The sequence below is a fragment of the Marinobacter sediminum genome (genome assembly GCF_023657445.1).
Lineage (GTDB): Bacteria > Pseudomonadota > Gammaproteobacteria > Pseudomonadales > Oleiphilaceae > Marinobacter > Marinobacter sediminum_A.
Genome location: NZ_JAGTWY010000001.1, coordinates 23403 through 42615, shown reverse-complemented (window position 1 = coordinate 42615; position 19213 = coordinate 23403). Strand labels below are relative to the sequence as shown.

Genomic DNA, 19213 nt, shown 5'->3' with positions numbered 1-19213 from the left:
GTGATCTGCCCCTCCACAATCCCAAGCAGGGATTTACTTTTTCTTGGCGCGCTTGCGCTCATTTTCAGTCAGCAGCTTCTTGCGCAGACGGATTGATTTAGGCGTCACCTCCACCAGCTCGTCATCATCGATAAACTCCAATGCCTGTTCGAGGGTGAACTTGATCGGCGGCACCAGAGCTATGACCTCATCCTTGCCGGAGGCTCGCATGTTGTCGAGCTTCTTGCCCTTGGTCGGGTTCATGACCATATCGTTGTCACGGCTATGAATACCACACAACTGGCCCTCATAGATCTCCTGACCTGGATCCAGGAACAACTTACCGCGACTCTGGAGCGTTTCCAGCGAGTAGGTCAGCGCAGTACCGGTTGCCATGGACACCAGCACACCGTTCTGGCGACTGGTGACATCGCCGACTTTGATCGGGCCATAGTGGCTAAAGGTAGATGTCAGAATACCGGTGCCGGAAGTCATGGTCAGAAAGGTATTTCGGAACCCGATAAGACCACGCGCAGGAATCGTGTAATCGAGACGCATGCGCCCCTTTCCATCCGGCACCATGTTGGTCAGGTCACCTTTCCGCAGACCCATCTGCTCCATCACGGGCCCCTGGTGCTGCTCCTCGATGTCGACAATGACGTTCTCGTAGGGCTCCTGCTTCTCACCATCAACTTCACGAATAACTACTTCAGGGCGACCCACAGCCAGCTCGAAGTTTTCGCGACGCATGTTCTCAATCAGCACCGACAGATGCAGCTCACCACGGCCGGACACCTTGAACTTGTCCGCCGAGTCGCCCTCTTCAACCCGCAGTGCGACGTTATGCAGCAGCTCTTTCTCTAGCCGCTCTTTGATGTTGCGACTGGTAACGTACTTACCTTCCCTGCCCGCAAACGGCGAGTCGTTAACCTGGAAGGTCATGGATACCGTAGGCTCGTCCACCGTCAATGCCGGCAACGCCTCAACGTTGGATTGATCGCACAATGTATCCGAGATGAACAGCTCATCCATTCCGCTCACACAAACGATATCACCCGCTTGTGCTTCGTCGACTTCCACACGCTGCAGACCGGAGTGCCCCATGATCTTGAGGATTCGACCATTGCGCTTCTTACCGTTGGCGCCGATCGCGGTCACGGGCGAATTGGTCTTAACCTTGCCCCGCGCAATGCGGCCGATACCAATCACGCCCAGGAAGCTATTGTAATCCAGCTGGGAAATCTGCATCTGGAACGGGCCATCAAGATCGACATTGGGCGCTGGCACATGATCAACGATTGCCTGGAACACGGCGTCCATGTTGTCATCCAGATTCTCGTGATCCATCCCGGCGATGCCGTTCAGGGCACTGGCAAAGACAATCGGGAAGTCCAGCTGTTCGTCGGTGGCACCCAGGTTGTCAAACAGATCGAACACCTGGTCAACCACCCAGTCCGGACGCGCGCCCGGACGGTCAATCTTGTTCACGACCACAATCGGGCGCAGGCCCGCATCGAAGGCTTTCTGGGTCACAAAGCGGGTCTGCGGCATCGGTCCGTCGATGGAGTCGACCACCAGCAACACACAATCGACCATGCTCATAACCCGCTCGACTTCCCCACCGAAGTCGGCGTGACCCGGCGTGTCGACGATGTTGATGTCATAGTCATGCCATTTCAGCGCCGTGTTCTTGGCGAGGATGGTAATGCCACGCTCTTTTTCCTGATCGTTGGAATCCATCACACGCTCGCTCTCGAGCTCTTTGCGCTCCAACGTGCCGGACTGACGCAGCAACTTGTCTACGAGTGTGGTTTTACCATGGTCGACGTGGGCGATGATGGCGATATTACGAAGCTTATCAATCACAACTTTAATCCTGCGGCATGCTTTTCTTTGACCTGAGAGGGTCTTAAGGAGGCGAAGCCTCTCACATGCCGTCTCAAATCCGTAAAATGAACCCATTGTCCGGTGCCGGGCGGCACCAGCCCCGACTGGCTGTCCGAATCAGGGTATAAATGAGGAGGCGCGAAGTATATCGAAAACTCCGTGTCGTTAATATGAAGAAAAACGCTTATTCACCAATCAACCTTTCCGCCTTTATTTGGTGCACTCCCCCATCATTATGCACTTTTTTGGTGCTTTCTTTGCGGTCAGACTGCACCAATGCCTCGTCGCTAACAGGCCCAATACGGCGGAAACCCTTGCCATTAAAGCATTCTGGCGTGTGCCCTAAAAATTGGCAAGAGCCTTGCTTTATCGAAAACAGCCGAAATTTGCAGGTAAGTGGTAACGGCATTTGCTAAGCTGCGAAAGCCTGAATAACAGATCGGAACTCAGGTGCCCTGAGCGATCCGGCAACACGAACATGAATACGCCCGTTGAAACGGGATAACTTACGGAGCATGCACAATGTCCAAGACAGTTGATTTGATCAAAGAACACGAAGTCAAATGGGTCGATCTGCGCTTTACCGACAGCCGCGGTAAAGAGCAGCACGTAACCCTGCCAGCTTCAGAGGTAGACGAAGACTTCTTCGCTGACGGCAAGATGTTCGACGGCTCTTCAATCTCCGGCTGGAAGGGCATCAACGAATCCGACATGATCCTGATGCCGGACGACTCCAGCTCCGTTCTTGACCCGTTCACCGAAGAAACCACTCTCAATATCACCTGCGACATCGTAGAGCCTTCTACCATGCAGGGTTACGAGCGTGACCCACGCTCTGTTGCCCGCCGTGCAGAGGAATACCTCAAGTCCACCGGCATTGCTGATGGCGCCCTGTTCGGCCCTGAGCCGGAATTCTTCGTATTTGACTCGGTCAAGTGGGAAGTGGACATGAAAGGCGCGGGCTACTCCATCCACTCCGAGGAAGCCGCCTGGGTTTCCGGTGAAGACTTTGACCGCAACAACATTGGTCACCGTCCTGGCGTGAAAGGCGGTTACTTCCCGGTTCCGCCGGTAGACAGCCTGCACGACCTGCGTGGCGCCATGTGTGCCGCCATGGAGTCCATGGGCCTGGACATCGAAGTACATCACCACGAAGTGGGCACCGCCGGCCAGTGTGAAATCGGTGTTGGCGCCAACACGCTGACCAAGAAGGCTGACGAAGTTCAGATCCTGAAGTACTGCGTACACAACGTCGCTCATGCCTATGGCAAGACTGCTACCTTTATGCCGAAGCCAGTTGTTGGTGACAACGGTTCCGGTATGCACGTACACATGTCCCTGAGCAAAGACGGCAAGAACCTGTTTGCAGGCGACAGCTACGCGGGTCTGAGCGAGTCAGCACTGTACTACATTGGTGGTGTTATCAAGCACGCCAAGGCCATCAACGCCTTCACCAACAGCTCTACCAACTCATACAAGCGTCTCGTTCCGGGCTTTGAAGCTCCGGTTATGCTGGCCTACTCCGCCCGTAACCGCTCTGCTTCCATCCGTATTCCGTACGTGAACAGCCCGAAAGCACGTCGTATCGAAGTGCGCTTCCCGGATGCGTCGGCCAACCCGTACCTGGCCTTCGCCGCCCTGATGATGGCTGGCCTCGACGGCATCCAGAACAAGATCCACCCTGGCGATGCCATGGACAAGGACCTGTACGACCTGCCGAAGGAAGAGGCTCTGAACATTCCGGTCGTAGCCGAAACTCTGGCCGAAGCTCTGGATTGCCTGGAAGGAGACCACGAGTTCCTGACCCGCGGTGGCGTCTTCACTGAAGACATGATCCAGGGTTACGTCGAACTGAAGCGCGGCGAAGTCGAGCGTCTGAACATGACCACACATCCGGTCGAGTTCGAGCTTTACTACTCCTGCTAAAAAACAGCCCGTTCATTCGGTGTTGTGAAAAAGCCCCGCCCTGTGCGGGGCTTTTTTTTGAGGGCGCTAACAATCGCCCCGCCCTTAACGATATGTAACCAACAACTCGCCCCGCAGGCGTTGAAATGACTCCGGGAGCCGCAGATAATCAATAAAACAATCGAAACAGGTGTGCTTATGAAACCAAGGACCGGATTGTTTGCCGTAGCTCTGATCCTGCTGGCTGGCCCAGCAGGTGCCGAGGTCTACCGAAATGTAGATGCCTATGGCAACGTCACATTCTCCGACGAGCCGTCCGATGGTGCAGAGGCTATCAAGGTAAAGCCTGTCACCACGGTTACGCTTCCCAAGCCCCAGAATGTCCGGGAAACCGACAAGCTTCGCGAGGAAGTGAAACGGGAAGGCTCAGTGTACGAAAGCGTTTCCTTCGCCTACCCGGAAAACAATCAGGCCTTCCAGAGCGGCAGCGGTGATATCCAGTTCGAGGTTCGCAGTGCGCCAGGCCTTCAGGATGGCCACAAGTACGAAGTCACCCTGGACGGACAGCCTGTCGGGCAGACTACCTCGGGCACGGTCACCGTTAGCAATGTCTTTCGCGGAACTCATGAGGCTCGCGCACATATCGTCGATGAGAATGGCGTCCAGGTAAAAACCGGCCCGGTAATCACCTTTACGGTTCATCGCCCTTCCGTGGCAAACTAGACTTATCCGCACTGAATTGGTGCGCCCGCACCACAAAAAAGCCATACTCTGACCAGCAACAGGGCGATTCGTCTGAGCTGGTTTTGCCAACCCCAGGAATATGCACCAGCTTACGGCATGTTTATGCGCCAAATAGCGCCCATGCCCGTCCTTAGCCCAATCTTTTCCCACGAAGACTCAAAGTGGTTCGTTTTTTGCAAATCTTTGGGGGTCAACACATTTATCATGTCGAGCCAACGGGATTCACTCATGGCATTGCCTTCGGCCAGCGTAAGCGGATACAAGAGCATTCTGGACAGCCTGACAACTGCTGTGCTGGTGCTCGAGGACAGCTTGAAGATCCGTTACCTGAACCCGGCCGCAGAAAGTCTGTTTGAAACCAGCATGACCCGCAGCTACGGGCAACCTTTCAACGACATCCTGGTGGATTCGAGAGATGCCCTGACAACCCTTTATGCCGCCGTTGAAAACGGCCAATCCTATACTCGTCGCGAGGCAGAGTTCGTTTTAACCAGTGGCACCCGTCTCACCGTGGATTATTCCGTCACACCCGTCAGCCTGGACCCCGCAGAGCTGCTCATTGAAATACAGCCCAGGGATCGGTTGCTCCGCATCAGCCGGGAAGAAGACATCATCTCCCAGCAGGAAACGACCCGGATCCTGGTTCGTGGCATGGCCCACGAGATCAAGAACCCGCTGGGCGGGATTCGTGGTGCAGCCCAGCTGCTTGACCGGGAGCTGAACAGTGAGGATCAGCGGGAATACACACGGGTCATCATTGACGAAGCAGACCGCCTTCGCAGCCTGGTCGACCGTATGTTGGGGCCGAACAAGGCGCTAAAGCTGGCCTCGACCAATATTCACGAAGTGCTGGAGCGAGTCGGAACGCTTCTGGAAGCGGAGAGTAAAGGCCGACTGGTATTTCTCAGGGACTACGATCCCAGCATCCCCGAGTTCCGCGGCGACAAGGAACAACTGATACAGGCCTTCCTCAACATTGCCCGAAATGCCATGGAAGCGGCCTTTGAGACTCGGGCCGGTCACAGCAGCCAGGAATCGCCGACAATCACTTTCCGTACCCGGGCTCTTCGCCAGTTCACTATTGGTCATCGCCGCCACCGACTGGCGTGCCGTGTCGATGTTATTGATAACGGGCCCGGCATTCCGCCGGATCTTCTGCAAAATGTTTTCTATCCGATGATCAGTGGCCGTGCCAGTGGCACCGGCCTGGGTTTATCCATCACCCAGAGCATTATCGGACAACACCATGGACTGGTTGAGTGCGAGAGCGAACCAGGACGAACCGACTTCATCATCTTCCTGCCTCTGGAGGACACCCCATGAGCCAACCGGCAAACGTCTGGATCATAGACGACGATCGCAGTATTCGCTGGGTGCTGGAGCGCGCCCTTAACCAGGCCGGTATGCAGCCCCGGGTTTTCGAAAGCGGCGAGAGCATTATGATGCGTCTCGAGCACGAACAACCGGATGCCATCATCAGCGATATTCGCATGCCCGGCGTCGATGGCATTACCCTGCTCTCCCAGATTGTCGAAGTGCATCCCGATGTGCCTGTTATCATCATGACAGCTCACTCGGATCTTGAAAGCGCGGTCACAAGCTACCAGACGGGCGCCTTCGAGTACCTCCCCAAGCCTTTCGATGTAGACGATGCTGTGGCGCTGGTTAAGCGCGCCGTAGCCCACAGCCATGAAAAGCGGGCAAGTGCGGAACCCCAGGTCGAAAGCGTCCAGCGGAATATGGAGATTATCGGCGAAGCGCCGGCCATGCAGGAGGTGTTTCGAGCCATTGGTCGTCTCTCACACTCCAACATCACGGTACTGATCAACGGCGAAAGCGGAACCGGTAAAGAGCTGGTGGCCCAGGCCCTTCACAATCACAGCCCGCGAGCCAAACACCCGTTTATCGCCCTGAACATGGCTGCCATTCCCAAGGATCTGATCGAATCAGAACTATTCGGACACGAGAAAGGCTCCTTTACCGGGGCGGGGGCTGCCCGACAGGGTCGGTTCGAACAGGCCAATAGCGGCACGCTTTTCCTCGATGAAATCGGAGACATGCCGGCGGATACCCAGACCCGACTGTTACGGGTGCTTGCCGACGGTGAGTTTTACCGGGTAGGCGGCACAACCCCCATAAAAGTAGATGTACGGATTATTGCCGCAACCCACCAGGATCTGGAAAAACTGGTTCAGGCCGGCTCGTTTCGGGAAGACCTTTTCCACCGTCTGAACGTCATTCGTGTGCACCTGCCCAAGCTTGCGGAACGGCGTGAGGATATTCCGCGCCTGATGCAGCACTTTCTGAAGCGTGCCGCCAAGGAACTTGCTGTAGAAACCAAGATCCTGCGGCCCGACGCTGAAGAATACCTCACCACCATGCCCTGGCCCGGTAACGTCCGCCAGCTTGAGAATACCTGCCGATGGCTGACAGTCATGGCCAGCGGTCGTGAAGTCCATATTGATGACTTGCCGCCGGAACTACTGCACCAGGCCGAAACGCCGACGACCGGAACAACCTGGCAGGAAGGCTTGCGTAACTGGGCAGAACAGGAACTGAAACGGGGCAAGAAAGGCATTCTGGATGCGGCTGTGCCAGAGTTTGAAAAGATCATGATCGAGACCGCCCTGAAACACACCGGCGGTCGCCGACGGGATGCCTCAGTGCTTCTTGGCTGGGGGCGTAACACCCTGACGCGGAAGATCAACGAATTGGGACTGGATCACCCTGAAAATGATGACGATTGAGCCACCGGGCTCTTTTTCAGGGGCAGGTCGTAAGGCCTGCCCCTTTTTTTATTGCCCGCATTAACGTTCCCGCCAGTAAATAATGCGATCATGGCCGCGGTATACACCGAAGGTGGCCAGGCCTGCCGGGTCTTCCAGCAATCCATCGCCGTCGGCATCCTCCTCAAACCAGAGAGGGACGTCCCAAACCAGGACGTCGGTTCCCTGCGTACCACTTGGCTGGAGTGTCAAAGGCCCCCCAAGGCCACTCAGCAGAGAACCAGATCCGGGCACCAGAGAATGATGCACCTCGGGATCGGCAATTGGCCCTGTAGACCATGACGAACAGCTATCCGCATCATTCTGCACGTATCGGCCACCATTCCAGAATTCAGCACGGAACGGCATATAGAGCTCACTCACGTTCTCCGGTCCATAGACATTTTCTGCCACCCAGCGGCCATAGCGAACTTCCAATGGGGCGAGCGGCGTCACCGGCACCGAAACAGCCGGAGCGAGAACGCCATCCGAATCCTCGATAGCGTCAATCGTGACCGTCATATCGGGCGAAAACGGCGCCACCTGGACGTCGACTGATTTTTCATAGACAAACTGATCGCTGGTTGAAAATGCGAAGGTCACAACGCCTGGACTGGCAACGGACACCAACCCGGACTGCAGGCTTGCAGTGATCGGATAACCAGCGCCGGACAAATCCGCCTGAGTATTGTCCGTTGTGGGGCTGCTGCGGGATACGTCCAAAGCCGTCAGCTTCAAGAACCCGCCCTCCGTGTAATTACGCGCAACGTAAGTACCCGGCCCCATAGCTGAAATCGTCAGCTCCGGAACGACCGCCCAGCCCATGGGTTGGCCGGAATAAACGAAAGCCGCTCCAGCACTGCAGAAAGGCGCAAGCTGTCCGGGTGAGACGGCGACTTCGAATCGCTCAGGTACGAAACGACCAACCTCACCGGACGCACCGTTGACAGCTGGAGCTACCCCGAGATAGGCCGAGTTGCGGGCCAAAAGTTCAAGGATCCCCACTTCGTTCCAGCGCAGATCACTAATCGTCGCCTCTCCGCCGCTGAACGAAGAACCCGGTACACTGACTGTGCCTGAAAGCGTGCCAGCCTCGCCCCCAACAGGTTGCAACAGGGAATGGCTCATACTCGCGCCCTGAGGGGAGCCCTCCTGACCAAAGCTCACTGTCGGATTGCCATTGGCACCGACCGCAGACAACAGCAGCTCGAACGACTGACCGGCGGCTCTGAACACAGACCCACTAGCACTGGTAGCAGCTGGGTTGTCCGTCACAGCCAGCCTGAACCGGTCTGGCCGAACAGTCCACAAGACACTCGTTCCCGCAACCGGAAGAGCGTTGCCAGTTGCGTCGACGACAATGCCGGACGTGTCATCCAGCAGATTCAATCGGTACTGCCCGACATCGCTCGTGGTCAAAGAAAAGGCGGCAGATCCGCCACTGAAATTGAGAGCCAGGTTATCCGACGATGGCGCAGCATCTCCAGGTGCTGAGGCAGAGATACCACTCTCTAGTACAGGGGCGGCACCACCGGGGTCGTCGCCAGTTCTCGATAACCAGGTTTTCACGTCAACCTGCCCGTCATAGTCGGGAATCACACCACACTCGCCGGTTGTCGTATCACGACGTATCGCTCTGGCCACAAAACTGTGGCCACGCTCAGCCACGATGTCGAGTGCATTAATATCAGCGCTTTCGATTACAAATGCGTTCTCTAGGAACTGAACCGATCCGGAACGACCTTGCTGCCCGCCTGCAAGGTCAGTGACGAGAACGGTAAGCTCATCAGCGGTCTCATTTGCAAGAGCCAGAGAAACGGTACCGTTATCGGAGCTGCTGAACTGATAGGTCGCGGCGCCATCATTATTGGTATCTGGGCTCGGCGCCAGGGTTCCGGCAGGCACATCCAACGGCCATCCAGACCAGTTCCCGCTACCGGAGCTTGTTTGCAGGGAAACCTGACCGTCGTAGTCAGTCACCAAGTCACCCTGCTGATCACGAGCGCTAATCGTCACTTCCACCGGCGCGCAAACGCTTGCAGTTGCAGCGACGCCTACCTGAAAGCTGTCGACACCGTTAGCCGGTGGCAGGATTGTTGCAAAACCAGCCTGGTTGCTGAACGTGCCGAATTGCGTGTCATCGGGCTTCCTCGGGTTGCTCAGGACTACAAAAAATGCTGTCTCGTTCGGATTACCGGAATTCAACGTCTGAACACTCAGTGTCCCTTGATTCTGCCCGGCAGGGATCGTCAGCACCCCGGCTTGAGATGAATAATCAACGCCCTCGGTTGCAGAAAAGTCTCGGGTCTGGAAATCAATCAGAACATCAGTGTTCTGAATGGCACTCAGAGTGACCGTGAATTGTGCAGTAGCACCCTGAAAAACCGAGATATTGTCGATGTTGATAGTGGGTCCTGGCACACCCTGATCGTTTGTATCACCTCCGGTATCTTTGCCACCTGATGCACCTTCGCTCATGGACCAGTCGCCGTTACCATCAGGGCCGCGACGGGCATATTTACCACTCTGTCCCCCTGTCAGGCTCAGACGAGTATCGAAGGGTAAGGGTTCAGGATCTGTGGAACATGAGGAGTCCATAGAGTTATCAACAGAAGAACCAACGCGCACATAGTCAATGGTCCTGCCAGTCGGATCCGACAGCCTGACATCCATGCCGGCAAGATTGATATTAGCGCCGCCCAAGTCTCCTGCCCCCATAACTAGCCAGGGAAAGGTATTGCTCGACGCGTCCGCAACAGACTGCAAGCCACTACAACTGAGAGGTTTGTTGTTGCCGCCCAGCGCACAAAACTCTAGCTGCCAGTTATCATAGATTGAGGAATCGACGCCCGATGACAGAATCTTGATCTCAATAAAGCCGCCTTGCTCGGATATCTCATTTATCGTTGCCAACCCGGCGTATGGAGAGCAAGCGGCGCGCAACAATTGAGGCAGCGTTAATAACAAAACAGCACATGCCAAAAGCACCGTTTGCCTTACATAACGTGAATGCCTCGGTATCAACAGATTCATCGGACTTTCACCTCAACCACCCGCTCGGCACGGTCAATACCAGCACCGCATTGCCCGGTACTGGTCAGTGTGAATATCTCTTCCGCAGGACTATTACCCGTAAGCTCAGCCGATACCGACTCGCATGTCATCACCGCCCGACAGCTCGCAAGCCCGGCAGAGGTAAAGGTTTTCGGCGAGGTGACTGCACTGCAATCGCCGCCTTCAAGCGCCTCACGCACACCAACCTGTGCTCCGCTCTCGGCCGCAAAGAGTGCACGCTGGGACTGGATCTGCAGGCTCACGGCCTCACCAGTGCCCTGTTGCAGTTGTGCCATGACAACCACGAGCAAGGCCAACACTGTAATGACAAACAACGCTATAGGCAGGCCTGCACCGGCTTGTTTTCGTTGGCATGGATCAGGGGACATTACGGACCTGCACCTCCTGACTGACATCTGTCACCTCACCAGATTGCTGGCTTTGAACCTGAAAACGGAAGCTAACCACAGCATTGCGCTGGAGCGTCGGTGGAACCACCTCAAAATTCAGTGAGGCTGGAACGAGATTACCGGCCAGCACTTCCCGTTCTGGCACGCTTGTCGGTAATAGGGCTGCCACCGAACTTTGAATTCCGTAGTTACGGAAACGGAACAGGAAACTTCCCTGCTGACAAAAGGTCCGGGGCTCCTGAATGACAAAAAACTTCCGCTCTGGCGATTTGGCCGTGAAACGATGATTGACACCACCATCGAAGGCGACTGTCACCGGTGGGGTCCCGGCCGGCAAAGTTGCGGTCGGCGAGACCGGCCCAGGACTGGTTATTGAATACAGGTTACTGCCATAACCATAAACAACAATCCGGCCGCTTGCACTGGCTCCGCCCGCCAGCGGCACCGCTTCAAAAGAGTCGGGATTCGGACCACTGGGAAGATTCAGGTAATTGGAGACCGCCTGTACCGGCATCCATTCAATGCAAGCACCATCGGCACTGACACGGACTGATCCAGGCAATGCCTCCCTGAGTGAACGGGTAATTTGCTCACTGATGACCACGGCAGAAAAGGAGCGGAGCTGACGGGAACCGACATCGATAGCACCCTGGGTCGACAGCGCAACAAAGCGAACCGATATCGTTGCCACAATCGCCAGAAGCACGATTACCATGATCAGCTCGATAAGCGTAAACCCGCGATCCCGACCCATCAGAAATTCGCCCTGTAAGCCGAGAATACGAAGCTGCGATTATCCGGCGCCGAAATAAGAAGATCAATGCGCTTTGCCTGCGATACAGGCAATCCAACATCTCCCCCCGAGCAGGTAACGGTCACCGCAACGGAAAAGCCAGTGTAGCCAGTGAGGCTCGCAAGCGCACTCGCAGGCGGCGAGTCATTGAGGCCATCGTAATCATCAACATCATCAAACGACGCCCGATCCTCAGAACCGTCAGCACCTATGCTGCAACCTCCTGAGTAGCGTGGCACACCACCCTGAGGCGTTTGTTCGTCGTACTTCCGAGTGAGGATTTCATCCATGTAGAGCTGTGCGAGGGCGACTGCCCGGGTTTCATTCAACGGATCGGCACTGCGGCCCGAGATCAGGGCAAACGCACCCACGACGCCTGCTATGGCGATACTGATGATCACAATAGTGATCACAAGCTCAACAAGCGTGGCACCACGCTGCAGCCGTTTCATGGCTGGCAGCTCCCGGAATAGACGGCGCCCAGAGAACTGATGCAGGTTTGATAGGAACTGTCGCCGCTGAAGGTGAGGTTGGTATTGCTTCCTCCTACCACCTCTCCCATGGAGTTAAATACCAGAGTCAGTGGAAGTGAAACTCCGCTCAGGCTGGTACCGGAACGTTCGACGGAAAAGGCGCGGGCATTGGATGTTCCCCCGCCGACAGTAAACACGAAGGAATCCGCCGTTTGCTCAACAGTAAGCTGACCGGCGGAGTTCCCCGCCAGCGCGGCTTGCTGGGCAAGCAGCGTGGCGGAGGATAGCTGCTGGGTAGCCAGTGAGGGAGAGAAAGCAGAACTGTTAGCGAATAAGCCTATACCCAGAACAGACAACACCCCGACCAGGATAATCACCATAATCAGCTCTACTAGGGTGAATCCCAATGATTTATAGATCCTTGGTATTATCATCCCCCTCCGAGGCTCCAATCCCACTTGTTAATCGGACACAGCGCTATTCTCTCCGCCCAAGAATCCGAAGACTCCCTCTATCCCATTGGCTTCACGTCACCAAACCAATCGCTTAACACCCGCCATCATTAACAACTACACTTGCCGGGCTGGTGCCATCGGATTCTGTATAGACCAAATTACAGGTGCCTGCACCACTATAACTATCCGGGACAAGAGTAATGGTTGGCGGCGTTGCAGTCCCGGCAATTGTGTATACGAAATCTTCACCGGCACCAGCTGTGGCAGAGGCACTCATGTTCGCCGCATCAATGATCCCATCAGTCGCGGCAGTCGGATAGCCATTTGCCATCTTTATCGCCTGTCCTTCTAAAGTCACATCAGCTCCAGCTGCCAATCCTTTAGCCAACTGTGTGCTATGGGTAATTGCTGAAGCCGATTTCATTGCTCCTGCTGCACCACTTAGGACTGATGCTCTTGCGTCACCCCCCAAGTCCGCAAACCGCGGCAACGCAAATGCCGCCAGAATCCCCAGAATCACGATCACCATCACCAGTTCGATGAGGGTGAAACCTTTCTCTTTTCTCGCTGAAAATGCTGTCATCGCATTCATGGTACTTCTCCGTTTTCTTGGTTGAGATCTTTCTATCAGTTAATCGTGGTTACGATTTCACCATTGCTGGTGTCGTAATCAATCGTGCTGCCCTGACCATCGAGCTGGTATTCGTATTCACAAACATCACCCGTTACCGAGGCCCAGTAGTCGGCATTGGCATCAGCGGCGGTTGCCGTTGAAATGGTTGGCGCATTGGATTGCAACAGCCCCTGCCATACCTGAACGCACCGGTTTTCATTCGGCGAGCCGGTGATGCTGTTGGTGGATGTTGCCCAACCTTCAGCATTTACCGCGACATCGTCGTTGCCAAAGCCATTCACGGCAGCAACAGATCCGGTGATCCCGTTGGATACCCACTGCGCCTTTACCAACGCAACGCCAGCGCTGAGCGCGCCCGCCGAAGCCCGAATACTGGACTGATGCGCCTGCTCCGAGAGCTGTGCAAATCGCGGTAGTGCGAAAGCGGCGAGGATGGCCAGAATGGCTATCACCACCACCAGTTCAATCAGGGTAAAGCCCCGCTGTTTCTGCATTTTCTTGTACTGCCTCATGAGCCAACCTCTTTCCCGGTTTCTTCGTCCATCTTGTCAGCGCTGGGCATCCTGCGTTGGCGCTGCTTCTGCTGTCAACGACACTGGCGACAGTTTGAGTCCCGTTGGTCGTTCGTCTTGCTCCCGCTGTCCGTTGTTGTTGCGGTCTGCAAATTCCGTTGTCACTTTCCAGGCCAGAGGCTTGCCCGGTTCCGTTCTCCGGCGGTCCAGGTCTATCCGCTGCCGCGGAGTATAAATTAACCAGCCTTTGGGCCTGTTTACTGTTTGCTTTTGTTCCCTCCAATGGAAACACCAGTTGCCTCGAGCCGGTTGCTGCGACCGACAGGCTCCCTGGTAGTTCAGCCACTGGTGCTCGACCAGTTTGAAAGGGTTGATCCCTACCTGCGCCCCCAGATCGCCCTCCCGACTGAGCATAACTTCCGCGCCGCGAATCACCAGGGCCGCCCGCAACTGCGCCAACACCATGTTGGCGGCCCGCTCTTCCGCGTGCCGTGTCTCACGCTCCAGCACGTTCAGCAGGAACCACGCCAGCACGCCAATAATCGTGACTGTCACCAAGAGGCGCAGCTTTCGGGCGTAGGCGAGTCCGGCGACACCCGTTGCCCGGCCGGGGTGCACTCAGCCCCTCCCCATGGCCGCTGCCCCCAGATCCCAGATCGGCAGAAATACGCCCAGTGCAAGAATCAGTACCAGCACACCCATGGCAACGATGAGGATCGGCTCAATGGACTCCGCCAGTCGTTTCAGTCCGTAATCCACATCCTCGTCATAGAAATCCGCCACATTGTTCAGCATGTCATCCACCGAACCGGTCTCTTCCCCAACGGCAATCATCTGCAGAATCAAGGGGGTAAACATCTCACTCTGGCGAGCGGTACGAAGCAGACTCTCACCGCGTTCGATGCCGACTCGCATTTCCTTGATATGCCTGCAGATCCAGGCATTATCCGTGGCATCGGCTACCACCGTCAGCGCCTGTGTTACCGGCATACCTGCGCCCAGCATCGTCGCAAAATTGCGCGCAAAACGGCTCAGTGTAATCAGTTCCAGCAGTGGCCCGATGATCGGAATGCGCAGCTTGTATCTGTCCCAGGTTAAGGCCCCCTGCTCCGTCTGCTTCCATTGACGTATCAACAGGCCAACTGCGGCCACCGCAAACAGCACCACATACCAATAGCCCAGGAGGAAATTGGAGGTGCCTACCAGAACCTGGGTCAGAAAGGGCAGATCCGCCCCTAGTTTGTTAAACACGGCGGCAAACTTCGGAATCACCAGGAAGTTCACCACCATCAACGCCGCCAGCAGCGCGACCATCACGAAGGTCGGATAGCGCATGGCCTGCGTCAGGCGACGTTTGGTATCCCGCTCCAGTTCCAGAATTTCCGACAAACGTTTGAAGGCATCGTCCAGCATCCCGGTGTTTTCACCCACATGGATCATGGCGATAAACAGTTCAGAGAAGACTTTCGGATGGGCCTGCATGGCAGTCGCCATAGTGGTGCCACCCTCCAGCCTGGAAGTCACATCCTCCAGTACCTCCGCCAAAACCGGAGAGCGCGAAGTCTCTGCCAGCCCGCGCATGGTGCGGATCAAGGGGATGCCCGCCTTGGTGAGCGCATACATTTGCCGACAGAAAACAATCAGTTCATCCAGCGTCACCTTCTTCCGGAACAGTGAAAGACTATTCAACCGATCAATGATAGATGCCTGTTGTTCCTGCTCGCGGATCATAAGCGGGGTGATGCCCCGGCGCATCAGTTCAGACGCGGCAGCGTCAGCACTGGCAGCCACAAGGGAGCCCTGCTGCACGGTGCCGCGACTGTCCTTGCCCCGGTAGCTGAACTGCATCAGGCAGGACCTCCAATAGGCTCATCAGGAACCGGGATCTCATCTTCCGGCGAAAACTCCCCTTCTGACGTGGCGGCGACTCGTGCAACTTCTTCCAGGGTTGTTATACCCCGCAACGCATAATCCATGGCGCAACGGCCAAGCGGACGATAAAGCTCGCCCTTGCGTGCCGCCCTCGTAAAGCCTGAAACATCCTGGCGGCGCAGGGCATCCAGCATGCTCTCGTTCATCTCCAGCAACTCGTACACACCAATCCGGCCCTTGTAGCCGGTGTTGCTGCACTGGTAACAACCGCGCCCGTGCACAAAGCCCGCTTCGATATCCAGAGGGTCCAGGTCAAAGTTCTCTAGCCAAACGCGCTCCTGATCTGTTGGCTGATACGCCTCTGAACAGTTCTCACACACCCGTCGAACCAGCCGCTGAGCCACAACACCAAGCAGGGAACTGGCCACAAGGAACGGCTCTGCTCCCATATCAATTAGCCGCATGGCGCTGCTTATGGAATCGTTCGTGTGCAGGGTAGAGAGCACGAGGTGACCGGTCATGGCCGCGCGAAGGCCAATTTCGACGGTTTCCCGGTCCCGCATTTCCCCGACCAGAATCACGTCCGGGTCCTGACGCAACGCCGAGCGCAATACGCCGGCAAATTCCAACCCGATTTTCGGATTCACCTGCACCTGGGTAATCCGGGGCAGACGGTATTCCACCGGGTCTTCGGCGGTAATGATTTTCACTTCCGGGCGATTCAGTTCGGTTAGTGCCCCGTAAAGGGTGGTCGTCTTACCGCTACCCGTTGGCCCGGTTACCAGAATCATGCCATGGGGCTTTTTGATCATCCTTCGGAAATGATCGAGCAGCTGAGGCGGCATCCCGGTGCCATCCAGGTTCAGCATTCCCTGGCTTTGATCCAGCAAACGCATAACCACCGATTCTCCGTACTGAACCGGCATGGTGGACACCCGCACGTCGATACTGCGCCCTTTCACCCGCACGTTAAAGCGACCGTCCTGGGGCAACCGCTTCTCGGAAATATTGAGCCCAGCCATCAGTTTCAGACGCAGGACCAGCGCGGCATTCACCCGCTTTTCCTTCATTACCTGCTCTTGCAGGACACCGTCCACCCGCTGACGGATGCGGACAACGGTCTCGTCCGGTTCAATATGAATGTCTGAGCTTCGCGCCTGCAAAGCGTCTTCAAACAGGGTTTGCAGCAGCTTGACCACCGGCGCTTCGGCACTCTCGGACTCAGCCGAGAGATCGGCAAGGTCAAAGGCATCGTCACCCAGTTCGTCTTCCAGCTCTTCAGCGAGCGATGCAATCTCATCAGTACGGCGATACACCAGGTCGAGCGTGCTGAGCAGCTCACTTTCCCGAACCACGGCTTGCTTGATCGGTTGCTTGAGGATCCGGACAAGCTCGTCGTACGCGAAAATATCCAGTGGGTCAGCCATGCCGACCAGTAACTCGCCACCCTGCTCCGCCAGCACAATGCTGCGGAACCGGCGCGCCATGGCTTCCGGCAGTTTCTTTACAAGATCGTTATTGAACTGGTAATGCCGGAGCTGAACGAACGGTACCTCAAGCTGCCTGGACAGGATGTTAAGGAGATTATCTTCATCCACATAGCCCAGATCGGTAAGAGTCTTACCCAGTTTGCGCCCGGTGCTTTTCTGTTCCCGCAGCGCGGTCATCAACTGCTGCTCAGTGATAACATCGCTCTGAACCAGCAGATCGCCTAAACGGACTTTTTTCTTCGGCTCCGTCATCCCTATCCTGCCTGCAGCTTGTTCAAACGTTGACGAACATAATCCGACAGCGAGGGCGACAACCCCGGCAATTGTGCCGCCTGGCCATAGGCCCTTATGGCCCCGCCAAGCTCACCCCGGGCCTCCAACGCAATCGCCAGCCCGACCCACCACGCAGCACGGCTGTCATCCACGGCGATCAACGCAGACCAGTGTCTGGCCGACTCGAGGCTCTGCCCGTACTGTTGCAGCAGAGTCGCCAGGGTCACCCGATACTCAATATGGGTTTCGACCGGCGGAACTTCCGTCAACAGCGTGGCCACGGCCCCGTCCAGGTCCCCGGTTGACAGTAGCGCCCTGGCTCTGAGCAATCTCAGCGCCGGATAGCTTTGAGCTTCCGCATCGGACAGCCAGCGCAAGGCCCGCTCCGGCATGTCCTGAACGAGCATGGCCCTGGCAAAGACTTCCCGACTTAAGGGTGCGGTTTGTTCTTCGGCCAGCTTACCCAACATCTGCTCACCGGTACCGGAGTCACCCGCGCGCAGCAGGGTCGCCAACTGCCGGCTGACTCTCAGGTCTACCGCTTCCGGTGTTTCCCGTACCTGCTTAATCGCCGGATTGCTAGTCGGAGGTTGCGAGCCGGCCGATGGCGCCTCGCGCACTTGCTCTTCCGCTGCAGCCTTCACGGTATCGGTATCCACTTGTGCTGGTTGCGCAGACACCTCAGCAAGCTCCTGTGTCTGCTCGGCCGGAACAGGCTCAGGCTCCATCAATTCGACCACCTTTACAGCTTGTTCGGGCGCCATTGCCTGTTTCTCTGCCGAGGCGACAACGTCCGGTTCAGGCTCGGATGGAGCCGAGGCCAGCGGCACTTCAGCCGGTTCAGCCGACGCTTCTGACGCGGACCCGGAAACTGTTTGTAAGACCTCAGAAACGCTGGCAGCGACATCCTCAGGAGCCTTATCCGAGACAACGGATGCCCCGCTATTGCCACGGGTCAAAAAGCCATAGAAGACCACGGCCACAAGCATGGCGATGAGCACGAACAACACCGGAGCCAGCCAGCGCCGCCGTCTCTGGGGCGTCCGGGCCTGCCCAGTGTAAGCCGCTGCCACCTCTGGCCGGTTCTGGCGCTGCTCTGCCGCGCGAAGGGCGTCGTTCAGCAGGCTCATAGCCACCTCGCCAGCAGCCCCGGAGACCGGGCACTTTCGGTATCGCGAACGGCCTGCATCACATGGTGCCGGGTGATCAGTCGCTCCCCCGTGCCCCAGGCGGAAAGCATGGCTTTGTGCGAGAGGATGTTGACGAGTCGCGGAATGCCGCCTGATGACCGGGTAATCAACCGAAGTGCTCCGGGCGAAAACAGATCACCTCCGTTGTAGCCGGCCTGGGCCAGTCGATGCCTGAGGTATTGGGCAACAGACGTCTTGTCGAGAGGTTCGAGGCGGTAGTGAAAGGTAACGCGTTGGCGCAACTGGCGCAGACTGTCTTTCTGCAAAAGCGCATCCAGCTCCGGTTGACCAAACAATACGATCTGCAGCAGGCGCACGCTCTCAGTCTCGAGATTCGTGAGCAGGCGCAGGGCCTCAATGGTTTCTTCCGGCATGGCCTGGGCTTCATCAATCACCAGGACCACCTGCCGCTGGTCCATGGCCAGTGCAATCAACCGCTCATTAAGAGCCTTGAGAATCTGATGGGTATTGGCGCAACGGGACACATCCACACCAAGTTCCTCCGCCACCGCTTCGTAAAGGGTATCCGGGTTCAGGTGCGGATTCGGGATGTAGGCGGTGTACGCTTTTTGCTCAAGTTCGTTGAGCAGCAGTCGACACAACAGGGTTTTCCCGGTGCCGACCTCCCCGGTAATCTTGATGAAGCCCTCACGCTCACTCAAGGCAACCAGCAGCAGCTCCAGCGCATCGCTATGGCTGGGCGCCCGCAGGAAATAGCGGGTATTCGGCGTCAATGCGAACGGTGCTTCCTGCAGTCCGAAGTGGGATTCGTACATG

General features: G+C 56.6%; 17 protein-coding genes. 4 read left to right on the top strand and 13 right to left on the bottom strand.

Annotation, left to right across the window (positions count from 1 at the left end; genetic code table 11):
• Positions 1-33 precede the first annotated feature (33 nt).
• Entirely contained in the window at positions 34-1845 is a 1812-nt protein-coding gene (gene typA / locus KFJ24_RS00265) for a translational GTPase TypA (protein ID WP_250829082.1), read from the bottom strand.
• 543 nt (positions 1846-2388) lie between these two features.
• Here typA and glnA point away from each other — a divergent pair.
• From glnA to ntrC, 4 genes are all read left to right on the top strand, one after another.
• A complete protein-coding gene (gene glnA / locus KFJ24_RS00260; RefSeq protein ID WP_250829081.1) occupies positions 2389-3792 on the top strand; it encodes a glutamate--ammonia ligase in 1404 nt (467 codons plus the stop codon).
• A gap of 177 nt (positions 3793-3969) precedes the next feature.
• Positions 3970-4494: a DUF4124 domain-containing protein gene (locus KFJ24_RS00255; protein ID WP_250829080.1), complete on the top strand. Its 525-nt coding sequence runs from the start codon at positions 3970-3972 to the stop codon at positions 4492-4494.
• 249 nt (positions 4495-4743) lie between these two features.
• The gene (glnL, locus tag KFJ24_RS00250; RefSeq protein ID WP_284709137.1) at positions 4744-5838 is read left to right on the top strand and encodes a nitrogen regulation protein NR(II); all 1095 of its coding nucleotides are present in this window, start codon (positions 4744-4746) and stop codon (positions 5836-5838) included.
• Entirely contained in the window at positions 5835-7262 is a 1428-nt protein-coding gene (gene ntrC, locus KFJ24_RS00245) for a nitrogen regulation protein NR(I) (protein WP_250829079.1), read from the top strand. Before glnL ends, ntrC begins: the two co-directional genes overlap by 4 nt.
• A gap of 60 nt (positions 7263-7322) precedes the next feature.
• Here ntrC and KFJ24_RS00240 read toward each other — a convergent pair whose 3' ends face one another.
• From KFJ24_RS00240 to KFJ24_RS00185, 12 genes are all read right to left on the bottom strand, one after another.
• Positions 7323-10193 (bottom strand): DUF6701 domain-containing protein, encoded by a 2871-nt coding sequence (locus KFJ24_RS00240; protein ID WP_250829078.1) that lies wholly within the window; start codon positions 10191-10193, stop codon positions 7323-7325.
• A 116-nt stretch (positions 10194-10309) separates the two neighbouring features.
• Entirely contained in the window at positions 10310-10723 is a 414-nt protein-coding gene (locus KFJ24_RS00235; protein WP_250829077.1) for a hypothetical protein, read from the bottom strand.
• Positions 10713-11498, bottom strand: a complete 786-nt coding sequence (locus tag KFJ24_RS00230) for a pilus assembly FimT family protein (RefSeq protein ID WP_250829076.1) — start codon at positions 11496-11498, stop codon at positions 10713-10715. Before KFJ24_RS00230 ends, KFJ24_RS00235 begins: the two co-directional genes overlap by 11 nt.
• Positions 11498-11989 carry a prepilin-type N-terminal cleavage/methylation domain-containing protein gene (locus KFJ24_RS00225; RefSeq protein WP_250829075.1) on the bottom strand — a complete coding sequence of 164 codons (492 nt, stop codon included), beginning with the start codon at positions 11987-11989 and terminating at the stop codon, positions 11498-11500. Before KFJ24_RS00225 ends, KFJ24_RS00230 begins: the two co-directional genes overlap by 1 nt.
• A complete protein-coding gene (locus tag KFJ24_RS00220) occupies positions 11986-12417 on the bottom strand; it encodes a type II secretion system protein (protein ID WP_350455555.1) in 432 nt (143 codons plus the stop codon). The genes KFJ24_RS00225 and KFJ24_RS00220 overlap by 4 nt, the downstream gene beginning before the upstream one ends.
• 139 nt (positions 12418-12556) lie before the next feature.
• Positions 12557-13057, bottom strand: a complete 501-nt coding sequence (locus tag KFJ24_RS18150; protein WP_434967989.1) for a type II secretion system protein — start codon at positions 13055-13057, stop codon at positions 12557-12559.
• Between the two features lie 35 nt (positions 13058-13092).
• Positions 13093-13611: a type II secretion system protein gene (locus tag KFJ24_RS00210; RefSeq protein WP_284709136.1), complete on the bottom strand. Its 519-nt coding sequence runs from the start codon at positions 13609-13611 to the stop codon at positions 13093-13095.
• 36 nt (positions 13612-13647) lie between these two features.
• Positions 13648-14229 carry a type II secretion system protein gene (locus KFJ24_RS00205; RefSeq protein ID WP_250829073.1) on the bottom strand — a complete coding sequence of 194 codons (582 nt, stop codon included), beginning with the start codon at positions 14227-14229 and terminating at the stop codon, positions 13648-13650.
• The gene (locus tag KFJ24_RS00200) at positions 14230-15459 is read right to left on the bottom strand and encodes a type II secretion system F family protein (protein ID WP_250829072.1); all 1230 of its coding nucleotides are present in this window, start codon (positions 15457-15459) and stop codon (positions 14230-14232) included. It abuts the gene before it with no gap.
• On the bottom strand, positions 15459-17225 hold the full coding sequence (locus KFJ24_RS00195) for a GspE/PulE family protein (RefSeq protein WP_250829071.1): 1767 nt from the start codon (positions 17223-17225) through the stop codon (positions 15459-15461). The genes KFJ24_RS00200 and KFJ24_RS00195 overlap by 1 nt, the downstream gene beginning before the upstream one ends.
• A 2-nt stretch (positions 17226-17227) precedes the next feature.
• Complete coding sequence (locus KFJ24_RS00190) at positions 17228-18376, bottom strand: MSHA biogenesis protein MshN (RefSeq protein ID WP_250829070.1); 1149 nt, start codon at positions 18374-18376, stop codon at positions 17228-17230.
• Positions 18373-19212, bottom strand: coding sequence for an ExeA family protein (locus KFJ24_RS00185; RefSeq protein WP_250829069.1), 840 nt, complete (start codon positions 19210-19212; stop codon positions 18373-18375). Before KFJ24_RS00185 ends, KFJ24_RS00190 begins: the two co-directional genes overlap by 4 nt.
• Between the last annotated feature and the right edge of the window lies 1 nt (position 19213).